We start from the raw sequence: 18,128 nt of genomic DNA, 5'->3' as shown, positions 1-18,128 counted from the left end.
AAGATGAACAATAATATAGCATTCAAAACACTTGGAATCACTACGGTTCTAGCGGTGCTGGCCTCCTGCACCAACCTAGAGTCGGTAGAAAAAGACTCCCTGGTTGTAAAGTCATCGGGAGGTGGAACCACTGTAGCAGACGTTCCTTCGGCCCTCCAGGCATCATACAATAACCTGGGTAACAACTTCTCTGATCAGGCTAACATCTACGCGCTGGGCGAGCACCCTACTGCCGAAATGATCCCACCAACCCGTGGTGTTGACTGGGGTGATAACGGAGTTTGGCGTACCCTCGATCAGCATACATGGGACCCCACGCACTCATGGATCTTGAACGCCTGGAATAACCTGAACTCAGAAGTGTTCAAGTGCACACAGATTCTGGCTTCCAGCCCTACTGCTTCGCAGGCGGCGCAAGCCAAGTTTCTGCGTGCCTGGAATATGGCGCATGTGCTTGATTATTGGGGTCAGGTGCCTTTCCGTGAAACGAGCGAAGGGGTAAACGATAACCCAAAGGTAAAATCACGTGCCGAAGCGTTTGACTTTATTGTGAAAGATCTGACCGAGGCATTACCGGCTCTGGCAGAGGCTAGCCCGGCATCGGCAGATAACCCGGTTGCCACGAAAGCGTCGGCCAACTACCTGTTGGCTAAAATGTACCTGAACAAAGCTGTGTATACGTCAACTAACACCGACGGGAGCTATACGTTTGCTAAGGCTGATATGGACCAGGTTGTTAAATACGTGGATGCCATTACGGCAGCTGGGTTCAAACTCAGTTCGGACTATTTCAGCAACTTTACGGCTAAGGCAAACAGCGAAATTATCCTGACAGGTGCCCAAGGTTCGCCGCAAAACCGGTGGTACATGACCCTGCACTACGATCAGAACCCATCAGGTTGGAATGGTTTTGCTACGCTGGCTGATTTCTACGACAAGTTTGAGACAGCCGACATTCGGAAAGGGCAGGCTGCTAAAAAAGATGGTACCAACTACTCAGGTATCGGGCGCGGCTTCCTGATCGGACAGCAGTACAACGACAAAGGTGTAGCCATAAATGACAGCCGCGCTAACAAGCCGCTACAGTTTACCCGCGACGTCATTCTGGCCGGTTGCCCAACGGATAAAGGTATTCGGGTTATCAAGTACCACCCTGCCGATGCCAACAAATACATCCTGGCTCGGTATGGCGATGCGTATCTGATGAAGGCCGAAGCCCTGTTCCGGGGTGGCGATGTGGCCGGTTCACTAGCCTGGGTAAATGCACTGCGGAAAACACGCGGCGCATCTACACTGACTACAGTGGATGCCAATACACTGTTTGATGAGATCGGCCGTGAAACCTATTGGGAAGGCGGTAAGCGGACAGTTGAAGTTCGTTATGGCAAATTCCTGACAGGGACAGGTGTTGACCGGAAAGACCCAGGTACCATTGTGTACCCGATTCCTGCCGATGCCATTGCGTCAAACCCGAACCTGAAGCAAAACGCGGGTTATTAGTACTGAGTGATCCCACCAGTTCCGAAAAGGCCCGCTCCGGCGGGCCTTTTTACATTTACAACGTACCCGGAAACCTATCAGACAGCCAGTGACTTATAAGCCTGTAATCTCTTCTTTACCAACTATGCGCGTTCGTATTCTTCTTTTAATGACCCTACTCCTGATTAATGCCTGCACGCCGAAACCAGATGTTGATGCGATTTATAACTCGTTGAAAGAAGGTGAGGCCAGACTACTGGTCAACATGGATGGTGAGGCTTTTTACCCCGAAGACAGCCGGTTCAATGGCGAGGTGACCATTTCGACTAACACCATCCATATAAACCTTTTCGATCAGCACGAGAGTAACGTTATTCTGTCGTTTGCCGACCAAACCTTATTTGCCAAAAAACCGGTGGTGCGGACTATTATGGTCGACAATCAATCGGCGGGGAGCGTGATGATTGGCCGGGTACGTGATAAAAAACTGCGTACCGGCGACGGTTTTCTGATGACCGAAGGCGACGTAACTGTGGAATCGCTTTCTGAGGAAAAAATGGTTATCCGCCTCCTGGGTAAAACGGGGAACTTCAACACCATGCGTGACCCGAAAACCTGGAAAAGCCTGGAGGGGCTGTTGGTCTACAAGCGCCCGAAAATCATGCTGCGCGGCGACGCGCCTAAATCGTTGCTGTACTGAGCCCCGGTAAACTTGTAAGTTTCCCCGACCGGTATAGGTTTTAGTGGGTAACTTTGGATTGGCGTACCGTCACTAACCTATGAACAATACAGTATCAATAACGTACCTGAAGCTCACTTTGGGCTGTCTGGTTGCCCTGTTCTTTACAGCCTGCTCGTCGAAAAAGGGCGATACCCTGTTTGAGAAAATGGACAATGAGGCCATTGGCGTCACCTTTCAAAACAAGGTCGAAAACCGGGCTGATTTCAATATTTTCAACTACCGTAACTTCTACAACGGGGGCGGTGTGGGTGTGGGCGATATCAATAATGATGGGCTGCCCGATATCTTTTTCACCTCAAACATGGGGTCGAACAAGCTGTACCTGAACAAGGGAAACTGGAAGTATGACGACGTTACCACCAAAGCGAAAGTAGGAAGCAATGGTAAATGGGGCACCGGCGTGGTCATGGTCGATATCAATAACGACGGTCGGCTCGATATCTACGTTTGCTATGCCGGTTACCAGAAAGGCGTTGATCAGCGGAAGGAACTGTATATCAATCAGGGAAACGGGCCCGATGGCGTACCTACGTTTACAGAAGAAGCTAAAAAGTATGGCCTGGACGACAACGGCTACACGACCCACGCCGCCTTTTTTGATTACGATAAAGACGGCGACCTCGACTGCTATATCCTGAACAACAGTTTTATTCCGGTCAACACGCTTAACTACGAAAACAACCGCTCGGTGCGGGCCGAAGACTGGCCGGTGAAAGACTTTCTGAAAGGCGGCGGCGACCGGCTAATGCGTAATGATAATGGCGTGTTCCATGATGTTTCCAAAGAGGAAACTATCTACAGCAGCCTGATTGGCTTCGGCCTCGGCGTGACCATCGGTGACGTAAACGGCGACAACTGGCCAGACATCTATGTATCGAACGATTTCTTTGAGAAAGATTACCTCTACATCAATCAGCACGATGAAGCTGGCCGTCATACCGGGTTCAGGGAAGAGATTGAACAGCGGATGAAGCACCTGAGCATCGCATCGATGGGAGCCGACATGGCCGATATCAACAACGATGGGTATCCTGAGATATTCACGACCGAAATGCTGCCCCGCGATGAGAAACGGCTGAAAACAACCACCTCGTTTGAGAATCATTATGTGGCTAATCTGAAACGCGACAAGGGATTTTATAGCCAGTTGCAGCAGAATTGCCTTCAGTTGAATAATCAGAATGGCACGTTCAGCGAAATTGCCAACTACGCCGGTGTGGCTGCCAGCGACTGGAGTTGGGGCGCTCTGCTGTTTGACGCCGATAACGACGGCTACAACGACATTTACGTTTGCAATGGCATTTATAACGACGTTATCGATCAGGATTTTATCGATTTCTTCGCCAATGAGCTTGCGCAGAAAATGGTGCTGTCGGGTAAGAAGCAGGAGTTTGATGAGATCGTGAAGAACATGCCATCACGGCCCATTCCGAACTACTTTTTCAGCAACAACAAGAACCTGCGCTTTACCGAAACGGGCGACGCCATGGGCCTGGCCGATCCGTCGTTCTCGAATGGGGCCGCCTACGCTGACCTCGATAATGACGGCGACCTCGATCTGATTGTCAACAATGTGAATCAGCCCTGTTTTGTCTATCAGAATCACGCGGAGAAAAAGGCAACGGCTAATCAGTTTTTGCGGGTAAAGCTCCAGGGCGACGGACAGAATACGTTTGCGATCGGGTCGAAGATCGAAGTGTTTGCCGGAAAGCAGATTTTCAGCCGGTACATCGCGCCATCGCGTGGGTTTCAGTCGAGCACGGAGTATATACAGACGATTGGCTTGGGAACACTCAAACAAGTCGACTCCGTGCGGGTAACGTGGTTTGATGACAAGGTGACCGTGCTCCGTACTCCTAAAGTGGGAACGACCCTAACGCTGAACCATGCCGATGCCCGCGTACTGCCAGGTACGTCAGTGCAACGTACCCAGCCGACCGCTCCCGCTCTTTTTACCAGCGTGCCTGCCCCGTTCGATGCCCACGTTGAAGACAAGTATGAAGACTTTTTCGCCGAGCGGAATATACCCATGAAACTGTCGTCGGAAGGACCCAAAGCAGCCATTGGTGATGTGAATGGCGACGGTCGACAGGATATATATATCGGTGGAGCGAAAGGGCAGGGAGGGCAGCTGTATCTGCAAACGGGCACAGGCTTTGCCAAGTCCAGCCAGCCGATTTTCAGGGAGTTGAGTGATTTTGAAGACACTGCCGCCCTGTTTTTCGATGCCGATAAAGACGGTGATCTCGATCTATTCGTCGGCAGTGGCGGAAACGAAGTCCCAACCGGTTCAGGTACGTTGAGGAACCGATTATATGTCAACGATGGCAAGGGTGGGTTCCAGATTAACATCCGTGCATTGCCACAGACAACCATGAACACATCGGTGGCTGTTCCCTATGATTACGATGGCGATGGCGATCTGGACCTGTTTGTTGGTAGCCGGAGTTACCCCAGAGAATACGGCGTGAGCCCACCCAGTTTCCTTTACCAGAACGACGGGACCGGCGAATTTCAGGATGTATCGAAGCGTATAGCCCCCGACTTTGCCGATCTGGGTATGATTCGCGACGCCAAATGGGCTGACCTGAATGCGGATGGCCGCAGCGAGCTGGTCGTGGTTGGCGACTGGATGGGCCCGCAAGTGTTCGGCTACGTAAATGGCCGCTTTGTGAAACAGACAACCGGGCTGAATGACCTTACGGGTATGTGGGGAAGCGTAGTCGTGGCCGATGTTGATGGCGACAAAGACAATGACCTGATCATTGGTAATATCGGTGAGAATTTCGCACTGAATGCCGACGCTGAACACCCACTGAAGCTATGGGTCAATGATTTTGATAAAAACGGAATTCTCGACAAGATCATGACCAAGACCATCGATGGTCGGGACGTACCTGTGTTTCTAAAGCGCGAAATGGCCGACCAGTTTCCGTTCCTGAAAACCAAGATTCTGAAACACAGTGATTACGCCACCAAAGCATTGCAGGACTTGTTCCCGGCCAATGTGCTGGAAGCCAGTCAGCAGAAAACGCTAACCTACCGGCGGTCGATTGTAGCCATGAATAATGGAAAAGGTGCATTCACCGTGCGCGACCTGCCCGCCGCCGTACAAACGACCTGCGTGAATGCCATTGCCTGTGACGATCTGAATAACGACGGCCGAAAAGACGTGGTGCTAGGCGGAAACTTTACGCATTTCACGCCACAACTTGGTATGATCGATGCCTGTCAGGGAATTGTTTTGCTAAATCAGCCAGGCGGTACATTCCGGGTACTGTCGAGCAAAGAAAGCGGCTATCTGGCAGGCGGAGAAGTGAAGCAGATTAGCCCGCTGACGATCAATAAACAACCGTACCTACTCAGCCTGGTTAATAATGCAGCGCCGGTGCTATTTAAACAGCGTTAAATTTTAGTGGCCTTTTGTGGGCTAATAACTATATACACGTGTAACTATGTAACCAGTTGGTACCGCTAAGTGGTTCATAATAAAGGTGCTGCCCAGGCCTGGGCAGCACTTTTTATATTGTATTAAAACAATTAACTGCACTATATAAACCCTAATGTTAAAATATATTAAACAGGGTTTCCCTGAATTAGTTGAATTATTCAATCTTACTATTGTAATTTGCCCTATAGACCAGCCCTGCTTTGTCCAATTACAAATCAGAAGGAGTCAATACTCAACGTGGCAAACTTTCAAGTACCTCATTATCAACGTCATCGTTGTTTGGTTGATTTCGCTTATTTGTCTGTACAACAAAGCGGCGAAGGGTGGTTAAAACCATTTTTAACAAGTCAACCGTTTTATGAACGACAAACCCTACTCAACAGTGGGTCAGGTTGTTGATTCCAGCCATAAACTGCGAACCAACAAAGCTGTAAACCTATGGAAAGCAGTATTCATGCTGCTTATGCTCTTTACTACCTCTTACTCGTTTGCGCAGGAGGCGTCTGTTGGCGGCAGAGTAACCGATGGGACCAGTAGTATTGGTCTGCCTGGCGTTACCGTACAGGTCAAAGGACAGACACGTGGTATAACTACTGATGCCGATGGAAGATATAGACTAACAGGTGTTGGTCCCACATCGGTGCTGGTGTTTAGTTCGATCGGCTATACGCCACAGGAAGTGACCGTTGGCAACCGCCAAACGATCGATATCTCGCTGGTTGAAGACAACAAGACCCTAAGCGAAGTGGTCGTGGTGGGTTACGGCACGCAGAAAGCCAAAGACGTAACCGGTTCGGTAGCGACATTGGGGCCTAAAGACTTCAATAAAGGGGTAATTACTTCGCCTGAACAATTGCTTCAGGGTCGGGTAGCTGGTGTGCAGATCACGCCAGCGAGTGGTGAGCCAGGTGCCGCCAACAACATCCAGATCCGGGGTGCCGTGTCGCTGCGGGGTGGTAACACGCCCTTGTACGTTATCGATGGTGTGCCCCTCGATGGTGGTGATTTCAGTAGTGGTACGCCCGACTTCGGTACAGGAACCACCACGGCGCGTAACCCGCTGTCATTCCTGAACCCAAGCGATATCGAGAACATCTCGGTATTGAAAGATGCCTCGGCGGCCGCTATTTATGGGGCGCGGGGTGCCAACGGTGTTGTACTGATCACAACCCGCAAAGGAAAGGCCGGTGCGCCACAGCTTAATTTCTCGGCATCAGGTGCGGTTTCGTCAACGTTAAAGCGATACAATCTGCTTTCTGCTGCCGATTTCCTGGCGGGCGTAACGAAAGCCGGTGGCGACGCAACACTGTCGACCGTGAACGCGGGAGCGAACACCGACTGGCAGAAAGAGATTCTGCGTACCAGCATTTCACAGATCTATAATGCAAGCTTCGGCGGTGGTAACGACAACACACGTTACCTGTTCTCAGTAGGTTACCAGGATCAGCAGGGCCTGGTGAAAGGCACGGGGCAGCAGCGGGTTACGGGTCGTATCAATGCCTCGCAGGATATCTTCAACAAGAAGGTAACGCTGGCCGTAAACGCCACGACATCGAATGTAACGGACCAGTATGCCATGACCGGTAACCAGGCTGGTGCATTGGGTAACCTGTTTGGTGCTATGATCGGTGCTAACCCAACGTACCCAGTTTTCCGGAACAGCAGCGATACGTCGTCATACTACCAGCTTGCTGGTGGCTCGTACCGTAACCCACGGGCGATGCTGGATCTGTACCACGATAAGAGCGTGACCAACCGGACACTGGCCAACGTTAGTGCTACCTGGTATGTAACAGATGGCTTGTCATTGAAAGCAAACTTTGGGGTCGATAACTCAACATCGACCCGGACAACATCGATCGACTCGCGCTTGAATGGTCAGTTCTCGGTGCCACTTGGCTCGGTAACAAACCAGGTCTTTACCGATCCGGCAACGGGCCTTGGTGGCGCTGCTTACATTAACAACCTGAACCGTCTGTCGAAACTGGTTGAATACACAGCCAACTATAACCGGAAACTGGGTCCAGGTACGTTGGAAGCGGTAGCTGGTTTTGCTTACCAGACATTTGGTACCACCACGAGCTATCTGGCCGCCAGCCGGTTCCCCTTCAACGAATCGGTCATTTCATACACCGATAACATCGGTGCTGCCAACACATTGACAGGAACGGCAATCGGTGGTGGTTCATCACGCGGCCAGAATGATCTTCAGTCATACTTTGGCCGGGCCAATTACAACTGGAATGAAAAATACCTGTTGACAGCTACAGTGCGGGTCGATGGATCATCGCGTTTCGGGATCAACAACAAGTACGGAACATTCCCGTCACTGGCCGGTGCATGGCGCATTTCGCAGGAAAGCTTCATTCCCAAAGGTATTTTCGACGATCTGAAAATCCGGGCCAACTACGGTATTGTGGGTAACCAGGATTTTGCCGGTGGTGCCTCGAAAATCATCTATACATACACCAACACAGGTTCGCAGATTCAGCAGAATAACCCGAACCCTGACCTGAAGTGGGAGCAGAACACGACGACGGGTGCCGGTATTGATTTCAGCATTTTGAAAGGACGTCTGTCCGGATCGATCGACTACTATCACCGCGCTGGTTCGAACACGCTGTTACAGGTGTTCTACGCACAGCCTGCTCCAGTTAGCTACAAATGGATCAACCTGCCCGGCGAGATCGTCAGCCAGGGGATCGAGCTGAACCTGATCGGTCAGGTAGCGCAAACGCAGCAGTTTGGTTGGGAAGCGGTATTCAACCTGACCACGCTTGATATTAAAGCAAACGGTATCGGTACAAACCAGGCTGTTGGGGCGATCAGCGGCCAGGGCTTGTCGGGTGCGTATGCAGAACGGATCACGGATGGCTATGCCCCGTTCTCGTTCTTCATTCCTAAGTTCACTGGCTTTGATTCAAATGGGTATTCAACCTATGCCGACAATGGCGCGGCAACCTATCAGGGTAGCCCATTTGCTAAACTGCGTTTAGGGTTGACCAACAATTTCACGTTCGGCCTGTGGACAGCCAGCCTGTTCGTGAATGGGCAATTTGGCGGTAAGATCTACAACAACACGGCCAACGCCCTGTTTGCTAAAGGCGCCCTCAAGAACGCTCGTAACGTAACGTATGATGTGGCCAACAGCAATGAGAATGGCCTGAACCCTGCTTCGGTATCGACCCGCTTCCTGGAAAGCAGCGACTATGTTCGGATCACCAACCTGACGCTGTCACGTCGGTTCGAGCTACCTAGCGGTGGTTTTGCCAAGTCACTGTCGCTGTCATTGACTGGTCAGAACCTGTTCATCTTCACCGGCTACACGGGCCTGAACCCAGATGTGAACACGGTGACTTACAACGGCAATGGGAACGGTATTCCATCACTGGGTATCGACTACACGCCATACCCAACGCCCCGTACGATCACGCTGGGATTAAATGTTGGGTTCTAAGCAACTAGTATGAGTCCTGGCTCGTATGTACTAATAGTATTATTTTCATATTATCTAGTGCATACGAACAGGCATCAACAGAACATTTTATTTTAAAAACATGAGCTTTTCAAAATATAAGACCATTGGCTTGCTAACCGCTACCGTATTGGTTGGTGGGGCAGGCATCAATGGCTGTACAAATCTCGATGACAAGGTATTTGGTGCCTTATCATCAACCGATGCCAAGCAGGGGTCTATCACGCTTGACCCCGCAGCTACATTACAGGGTGCTTATCAGGCGCTAAATGTCATTGCAAACAGCCAGGGACGTACCTATGCGTTGCAAGAGCATCCGTCAGACGAAATGATGGGCCCCACCCGTGGTACTGACTGGGATGACTTCGGCGTATGGCGTAAGCTGCACCAGCACACCTGGGATTCGCAGCACACGGAAGTACTCAATGCCTGGAACGACATGAATACGGGTGCTTTCCGGGCTACGCAGGCCGTTTACGCCGCTGGTTCGAACGCTCAACTGGTTGCGCAAGCTCGTTTCCTGCGTGGCTTCTTCACCTCGTATATCGTTGACTTATTTGGCCGTACACCTGTTCGTCAGGTGACCGATGCCGCTGACGCCAACCCACAGGTGCTAAGCCGTCAGGCAGCGTCTAACTTTGTGATCAGCGATTTGCGGGCTGCTTTTGCTACCCTGCCAACCTACACGAAAGCAACGGCAAACCTGGCTACGAAAGAAGCCGCCGCTGCCATGCTGGCTAAAATGTACCTGAACCGGGCGGTGTACAACCAGAATCCATCATCGCCTGCCGGACCATACACGTTCGCTAAGGCTGATATGGACTCGGCGATTTATTTTTCAAATCAGGTCATTGCCAATACGGCTTTTGCGCTGAATGCTAAAGGGAAATATTTCGATAACTTCCACTGGGACAATGATCAGCGTTCGAGCGAAATGATCTTTACCATTCAGAACACAGCAACGGCGCAGCCAGGTAGTGTTCAGAACCGGTACTTCATGACCGAGCACTACAACCAGTACATTGGTGCCTGGAACGGTTTCACGACCTTATCGGATTTCTATAACAGCTTTGAGGCCAACGACGAACGCCGTTCAGCGCAACCATCTGATTTGACGCCCATTACCGGTCTGACCGCTGGTTTTCAGGTTGGTCAGCAATTTGGTCCGCCGGCTGCCGGCACCACGGCGCTGGTTCCGTTGAAAGACCGTAGTGGTAACCCGCTGGTGTTTACACCAAACGTGAATATTGGTCTGGCCAATGAGGTGAACGGCATCCGGGTTATCAAATACCTGCCAAACCCAACGACCTACAACAACCCAACCAATGATTACATCCTGCTTCGTTATGCTGATGTGCTGCTGATGAAAGCCGAGGCTATTGCGCGCGGGGGAACGGATCCACAAGGCCAAACGGCAGCTGGTATCGTCAATAACCTGCGGACCACACGCGGTGCCACATCGCTTGCCACGGTTGATCTGACGGCTATTCTGGCAGAGCGTGGTCGTGAATTGTACTGGGAAGGCTGGCGCCGGAGCGATGAAATTCGCTTTGGCACGTTCCTGAACCCAGTTGACCAACGGGCAACCAAGTCACCTGATACGGCTGTTCTGTTCCCATTCCCGCAACAGGCCATCGACAGTAACCCGAACCTGCAACCACAGAACGCAGGGTATTAATCCACAGGATTGATAGGTAGGGGTGGCCCTACCCGAATCGGTTGCGGGTGCCCGTCTCGCGAAAGCAATAGTGTATAGTAGAAGAAGCCGTTACAATCACATGTAACGGCTTCTTCTACTATACACTATTGCTTCCGCGAGACGGGCGCCCGCAAGGGGCGCCCCTACATATCTACCATTCAGGTAGTATCTTTACGTACCTATGAAACCTGCCGTATTTCTACTGATTTTTGTTGCCTGTCTCGGCTGTAATAACGGAAGCACGCTGTTCGAGAAAACGGACCCGGCCCAGACCGGCCTTGCGTTTGCCAATATGTTGCAGGAAACCGAACAGGAAAACATTCTGTCGTTTGAATACTTCTACAACGGTGCCGGTGTCGCTGCGGGCGATCTCAATAACGATGGCCGCGTTGACCTGTACTTCACCGGCAACCAGGTGCCCAATAAGCTGTTTCTGAATGAGGGCGATACCGCAAAATCGGGCGCACCCCTGGCATTCACGGATGTTACCGCAAAAGCAGGAGTAGCCGGTCGGCCAACTGGTTGGAAAACGGGTGTTACCCTGGCCGACGTGAATGCCGATGGCTGGCTCGATATCTACGTCTGTTATTCAGGCATGCGCCCCGATTCGGTTCGTAGGAATCAACTGTTCATCAATAATCATACTGGTCCCGGTAACATACCCATATTTACCGAACGTGCCGCCGAATATGGCCTCGCCGATTCGGGTTATTCGGTGCAGGCCAACTTCTTCGATTACGACCGCGACGGTGATCTCGACTGTTTCCTGATCAACCACAACCTGAAGAACTACCAACGCAAAGAAGCCGCCGTGATGCGCGCCGAACGCGACTACAATGCGGGCGACAAGTTATTTCGGAACGATGGTGGCCGTTTCGTCGATGTGTCTGAAGCGGAAGGCATCAAAGGGAATCCACTAGGGTTTGGGCTGGGCGTATCGGTCACCGATGCCAACGGCGATGGCTGGCCCGATGTGTATGTGGCGAATGATTTCGTTGAAGACGATTATTTGTACATCAATCAGCTGGGGCAGGGGGCTAAGGGCGTAGGGCTTGGAGCAACAACGGGCGGAGCTAACCCCGCGCCCCACGCCCCCAGCCCCAGACCAGCCGCCTTCCGCGATGAGCTACGGGAACGGATCGGGCACACATCGTACTCGGCGATGGGCGTCGATATTGCCGATGTCAACAACGACGCCCGGCCCGATATTTTCACGCTCGATATGCTACCGGAAGACAACGCCCGGCAGAAACTGCTGATCTGGCCCGACAACTGGCAGGTATATCAGGCACAGCTCAAGAATGGCTTCTGGCACCAGAACATGCGGAACATGCTCCAGATCAACCAGCAAACGCCGGGCGGTTCGGGCCACTTCGCGGAGGTGGGTCAACTGGCGGGGGTGTCGGCTACCGACTGGAGCTGGGGGGCGCTGCTGGCCGATTTCGACCTCGACGGCCGCAAAGATCTGTTCGTCAGCAATGGCCTCGGTCGCGATCTGACCAACGCGGATTTCACCAAATACCTCAGCGATGAAGAGCAGATGCAGAAAGGTACCTCGCTGCTGGACCAACTGAAGCAGATGCCGTCGACGCCAACGAAGAACTACATTTTCCGAAACATCAGTGGCCCACAGCCCGACAGCGTGGCGTTTCAGAACCGGCAAAAGGAGTGGGGATTCGACGAAAACACGCGGTCGAACGGCTGCGCCTATGCCGACCTGGACAATGATGGCGATCTGGACCTGATCACGAATAACCTGAACGAGCCCGCCCGCATTTACCGGAATACGGAACGCGACCAGAACGAAGGCCATTTCCTGAAAATAAAGCTCAAAGGCCCCGCCGGAAATCTATTCGGTATTGGTGCCACGGTAACGGTCGATAATGGCGGACAAACGCAGACGCAGGAGAACTATCCTACACGTGGCTACCTGTCGGCCAGCCACGATGCGTTGCTTTTCGGCCTGCCCGATGGCGCAAAGCCAACACGCATCCAGGTGCGTTGGCCCGACGGACGAATCGACAACGTACCCAGCGCCAACGCCGACCAAACCCTGACAGTCGAGTATGCACGGGCTGGCCCCACCCCGGACGCGGGGCCGCCTTCCCCTGAAAACCAGGAGAGGGGAGCAACGCTCCGCAGTTTGGCCGAGGCATCGCCCACCCCCTGGTTTTCAGGGGAGGGCGGCCCCGCGTCCGGGGTGGGGGTGGGGTATACACACACCATTGCCCCGGTAAATGATTTTGAGCGGCAGCTGATGTTGCCTGAGCAATATTCATACGCTGGTCCGCGCCTGGCAGTGGGTGACGTCGATGGCGATGGGCAACCGGATGCGTATGTATGCGGCACACCCGAAAAGCCGGGTACGTTGTTGCTGGGACGGTCTGACGCATCGGCTGAAGGCAAAGGGCCTGGGCGGGCCGACGGGTCGGTAAAAAGCCCCTTTATTCCAGCCCCTTTGCCCTACGCGCCAGGCTCTTCTCCCCGCAAAAATGCCGACGCAGTGCTGGCCGACTTCAACGGTGATAAACGCCCCGACCTGTTTGTGGTAAACGGGGGGTACAGTATCCGCGATTTTAGCGAAATGCCCGATCAGCTTTGGTTAAATGAAAACGGCAGGCTGGTCCCTGCCACCTTGCCTGAAGACAAGATCAACGGCTCGTGCGTAACGACGATCGACGTTGACCGCGACGGTGACCTGGATCTGTTCGTTGGTGGGTTCGTGCGGCCAAACCGTTATCCGCTGGTCGACGAGAGCATGCTGCTGATTAACGATGGCCACGCCCATTTTACCCTGAAATCTTTGGGCCAACTGGGTTTGGTTACCGATGCCACAACTACCGATGTAGACCGCGATGGCTGGCCCGATCTGGTGGTCGTAGGCGAGTGGATGCCCGTGACTGTACTGATAAACGCGCATAATCGCTCATTCTCTAATTCGCCCATTCAATCCTTGTCAGGATGGTGGAACCGCGTGGAAAAGGCTGATCTGGATGGTGATGGCGATGACGACCTGATTGTGGGTAACATCGGCCAGAACACACAGTTCCGGGCCACAACTGCCGAACCGGCCACGCTGGTGTACGAAGATTTTGACCAGAACGGCGTGCTCGACTGCTTCATGACCTACTTCATTCAGGGCAAGGCCTACCCGGCCCACACCCGCGACGAAATAGGGGAGCAGGTAACGAGCCTGCGCCGTACCTTCCAGACGTACGCCTCGTATTCAACCGCCACGCTCGATCAGTTCTTCGATCCGTCGGTACTCGAACGCGCCCAGAAACGGGAAATCAACGAAACCCGGACACTGTTGCTGGAGAATCAGAATGGTCAGTTTGTGCCGCATAGCCTGCCCCAGACGGCCCAGTACGCGCCCGTCTTCGCTATCCTGGCCGACGACCTGGACCACGACGGTAAGAAAGACCTGGTATTGATGGGCAACAATTCAAAACTGCGCCTCCGTTTGGGTAAAGTCGATGCGAACCACGGGTTGGTCCTGCGTAACACAGGCGATTTTCGGTTTGAAACGGTCCCCATGACCCAATCCGGCCTATTCGTCAATGGCGACGTTCGGGACATAAAGCGGGTAGGTAGGTACCTGCTAATCGGCGAGTGCGACGGGCCGTTAAAAACCTTCAGGATGGTTGGCATGTAGGGGCGGACACGAGGGCCCGCCCGCTCTCGGGCGCGACAGCGACCGCCCCGTAATCCATGCTTGCATAGTACCCCGTATTCTCTAATTGGCGTAACCATCAATTCATTGAAACCCATACAATACACCCTCTTTCTTTTCCTCCTCTCCACCACGTGGGGCTGCAAAACCACGCCCAGCGAACCGAAGCTGTTCGAGACGCTTGATTCGGCAAAAACCGGCGTGACGTTCGTGAATCGGCTGACCGATACACCGCAACTCAACATCATCGATTACCTCTATTACTACAACGGAGCGGGCGTATCGGCAGGAGATGTGAACAACGACGGCCTGACAGACCTGTATTTCGTATCCAATCAGGGGCTGAACAAGCTATACCTTAACAGAACCAAAAAGGGAGAATCGCCCCGTTTCGATGACGTAACCACGAAGGCGAACGTGGCTGGAAAAGCTGACTGGCAAACCGGAACGACGATGGCCGACGTAAATGGCGACGGGCTGCTCGATGTGTATGTTTGTGCCGTCAGCGGATTCAAAGGCGGCGGCAACGTACCGACAATAGGTCGCAACGAACTGTATATCAATAAAGGCCCCGGCCCGGATGGCGTACCGACCTTCGCAGAACAGGCCGAAGCCTATGGGCTGGCTTTTGCAGGTTTCTCAACCCAGGCTGCTTTCTTCGACTACGACCACGACGGTGATCTTGACTGTTTTCTGCTCAACCATGCAGTCCATTCCGTTCGCTCGTTCGATAGAGTGACCGCCCGCGACCAGGCCGATTCGCTGGCGGGTGATTTCCTGTTCGAGAATCAGGGCCCTGGGAAACCGTTTCGGGATGTGTCGGCAAAAGCAGGCATTTTCCAGGCACCGATGGGCTACGGGTTGGGCGTGGCCGTAGCCGATATGAACAACGACGGCTGGGAAGATATGTACGTCTCGAACGATTTCCATGAAGACGATTACCTGTATCTGAACAACCAACAGGGCGGTTTCACGAACGTGGCTCCGCAGCAAATGGGACATACCAGCCGGTTTTCGATGGGTAACGATGCCGCCGACGTGAACCACGACGGATTTACCGATCTGGTGACGCTCGACATGTACCCCGAAGACGAAACCGTTGAAAAATCGTCGGCAGGTGAAGATCCGCTGGATATTTACACCTACAAGCTAGCCTATGGCTACATGAACCAGTACAGCCGGAACTGCCTGCAACTGAATCAGAACGGCCAGCGGTTTGCTGAAGTGGCCGCGCTGTCGGGCCTTGCCGCTACCGACTGGAGCTGGTCGCCGCTGCTGGCCGATTATGACCTCGACGGGCAAACGGATCTATTTATCGCCAATGGCATTGTGCGCCGTCCCAACGACCTCGATTATGTCAAATACGTATCGAATGATTCGGTGCAGGCGGCTATGGGTACGTCGGCTGAGGCACTTCAGAAAACGATTCAGATCATGCCGGCCGGGAAAGTGCATAATTACCTCTACCGGGGAACATCGACGCTGCAGTTTCAGGACAAGTCGCTGGCCTGGGGGTTCGATGTGCCCAATTGCGCCAGTGGAGCCGCCTATGCCGATCTGGACAACGACGGCGACCTCGATCTGATCACCAACAACCTGAACGATCCTGCCGGTATCTACCTGAACCAGACCAGCGTGTTATTTCCTGACAATACGTACCTGAACCTGCGGCTACAGGGAAGCGGAGCCAATACGGCCGGGGTAGGGGCTAAAGTTATCCTGCGTTACGGCGCGGGCGGCGACAGCCTTCAGGTACAGCAGCTAATGCCCACCCGTGGCTTTCAATCGTCGGTGGAGCCGCGTTTGACCTTTGGATTGGGTCACCGGAAAAGCATTGATTCGCTGATCGTTATCTGGCCGGACCAGCAGATGGAGGTGCGCATCAACGTACCTGCCGGTCAGCAACTGGTGCTGAGGCAAGCCGACGCGAAGCTCGACGGCAGCAGGTACATTATTGCTTCCTCTGCCAAGTCGCACATAACCCCATTAGTCACTGCAGCGGCCGATTCTACAGCCTTTCCGTACCGCCATCGCGAGAATACCTATTACCAGGATTTTGCGCGCGAATCGCTGATGCCGTTTAAAATCTCTACCGAAGGGCCCAGACTGGCGGCGGGTGATGTAAACGGCGATGGGCTCGACGATGTGTATGCCGGTGGTGCGCGCGATCAGCCAGGTACGTTGCTGCTGCAAACGCCTGCGGGCCGGTTTGTAGCCAGTTCGCAGCCCGCAATCGCGGCTGATTCCTCGTCGGAAGATGTCGACGCGCTCTTTTTCGACGCCGATGGCGACCACGATCTGGATTTGTACGTGGTGTCGGGTGGTAACGAATTCTCGAAAAATGACCCACCGCTGGCTGACAGGCTCTATCTGAACAACGCTGGTCAATTCACGAAATCGCCTGGTTTACCCAAATTGGCGGGTAACAAAAGCTGTGTTCGCGCGGCCGACGTTGATGGCGATGGCGATCTGGATTTGTTCGTGGGTGGGCGCGTTGTGGCGAAAAGCTACGGCCAGACACCCGATTCGTACCTACTGATCAATGACGGAAAAGGGCAGTTTGTCATTGAAACGGAGCAGCGTGCGCCCGGCCTTCGGCTGGCCGGGATGATTACCGACGCCGTCTGGGCCGACCTGAACAACGACCGTCGGCCCGATCTGGTGGTGGCGGGCGACTGGATGCCTCCGCGCGTATTCCTGAATGAAAAGGGTAAACTCACTGAGGCCGATAAACCGTTTGGCGACGTGCCCATGGCTGGGTTCTGGCAATGCCTCGCCGCCGCCGATTTCGACAAAGATGGTGATACCGACCTGATGGCGGGGAATCTGGGCCTGAACACCAAATTCCGAAAAGGGCCAGACGGGCAATTGCATATGTGGGTAAAAGACATCGACGCTAACCAGACCACCGACCAGGTGCTGGCCTACAAACGGCCGGGCAATACCGACGACTGGTTCCCGGTGGCCACGAAAGATGAACTGGGCAAACAGATGCCGGGGATTATCAACAAACGGTATGTGGCCTATACCAGTATTGCCGGCAAGGCTGTTTCAGACATCTTCAAGCCTGCCGATCTGGCCGATGCCGAAGAGCACACAGTCGATCAGTTCGCGTCGGTATATCTGGAAAATACAGGGGCGAAAGGGGCGTCTCCGACGTTCCAGGTACGTCCCTTGCCGATGCTGGCGCAGGTGTCAAAGGTGTTTGCTTTAACGCCCTTCGATGCCGACGGCGACGGCGATCTGGACGTGCTGGGCGGCGGCAATTTTTACGGGGTAAGCACCTATCAGGGGCGCTACGATGCCAGCAGCGGTTTTGTGCTGATCAATAGAAACGGTCCATTCATTGCTCCATCGCCTTTCGATACTGGTTTTGTGCTACATGGCGAAATACGTTCTATCGTGCCGGTGCAGGGCCGCACCGGTCAGTTTATACTGGTTGGGCGTAATGGCGGAAGGGTGCAGGTGTTCAAGACCCATTCAGGGATCGCAGCGGCGAACCGGCCTAGTTGAAGGGACCAGCGAAAGCAACCTACAGCGCGAAGCTAACTACACTCTAACTATCCACCCCCTTCACCTGTATCCGATCATCGGCAAGGCGCTTTTCGT

The 18,128-nt window shown here is 53.4% G+C and carries 7 protein-coding genes; all 7 read left to right on the top strand.

Annotated features, from left to right (window positions below; genetic code table 11):
• Positions 1 to 3 precede the first annotated feature (3 nt).
• The 7 genes from ACAW75_RS01890 to ACAW75_RS01860 all read left to right on the top strand — a co-directional run bounded on the left by ACAW75_RS01890 (position 4) and on the right by ACAW75_RS01860 (position 18,032).
• Positions 4 to 1,500, top strand: coding sequence for a RagB/SusD family nutrient uptake outer membrane protein (locus ACAW75_RS01890; protein WP_370726968.1), 1,497 nt, complete (start codon positions 4 to 6; stop codon positions 1,498 to 1,500).
• Positions 1,501 to 1,624: 124 nt separating this feature from the next.
• The gene (locus tag ACAW75_RS01885; RefSeq protein WP_370726967.1) at positions 1,625 to 2,179 is read left to right on the top strand and encodes a hypothetical protein; all 555 of its coding nucleotides are present in this window, start codon (positions 1,625 to 1,627) and stop codon (positions 2,177 to 2,179) included.
• Between the two features lie 79 nt (positions 2,180 to 2,258).
• Positions 2,259 to 5,630: a VCBS repeat-containing protein gene (locus ACAW75_RS01880; protein WP_370726966.1), complete on the top strand. Its 3,372-nt coding sequence runs from the start codon at positions 2,259 to 2,261 to the stop codon at positions 5,628 to 5,630.
• Between the two features lie 400 nt (positions 5,631 to 6,030).
• On the top strand, positions 6,031 to 9,129 hold the full coding sequence (locus ACAW75_RS01875; RefSeq protein WP_370726965.1) for a SusC/RagA family TonB-linked outer membrane protein: 3,099 nt from the start codon (positions 6,031 to 6,033) through the stop codon (positions 9,127 to 9,129).
• 100 nt (positions 9,130 to 9,229) lie between these two features.
• The gene (locus ACAW75_RS01870; protein WP_370726964.1) at positions 9,230 to 10,825 is read left to right on the top strand and encodes a RagB/SusD family nutrient uptake outer membrane protein; all 1,596 of its coding nucleotides are present in this window, start codon (positions 9,230 to 9,232) and stop codon (positions 10,823 to 10,825) included.
• Positions 10,826 to 11,027: 202 nt separating this feature from the next.
• Positions 11,028 to 14,501: a VCBS repeat-containing protein gene (locus ACAW75_RS01865; RefSeq protein ID WP_370726963.1), complete on the top strand. Its 3,474-nt coding sequence runs from the start codon at positions 11,028 to 11,030 to the stop codon at positions 14,499 to 14,501.
• A gap of 105 nt (positions 14,502 to 14,606) precedes the next feature.
• Positions 14,607 to 18,032 (top strand): VCBS repeat-containing protein, encoded by a 3,426-nt coding sequence (locus ACAW75_RS01860; RefSeq protein WP_370726962.1) that lies wholly within the window; start codon positions 14,607 to 14,609, stop codon positions 18,030 to 18,032.
• Positions 18,033 to 18,128 lie beyond the last annotated feature (96 nt).

It is taken from the genome of Fibrella arboris (assembly GCF_041321095.1).
GTDB classification, from domain to species: Bacteria; Bacteroidota; Bacteroidia; order Cytophagales; family Spirosomataceae; genus Fibrella; species Fibrella arboris.
The sequence above is the reverse complement of the archived record's forward strand: the minus strand, read 5'-3'. Positions and strand labels throughout refer to the sequence as shown.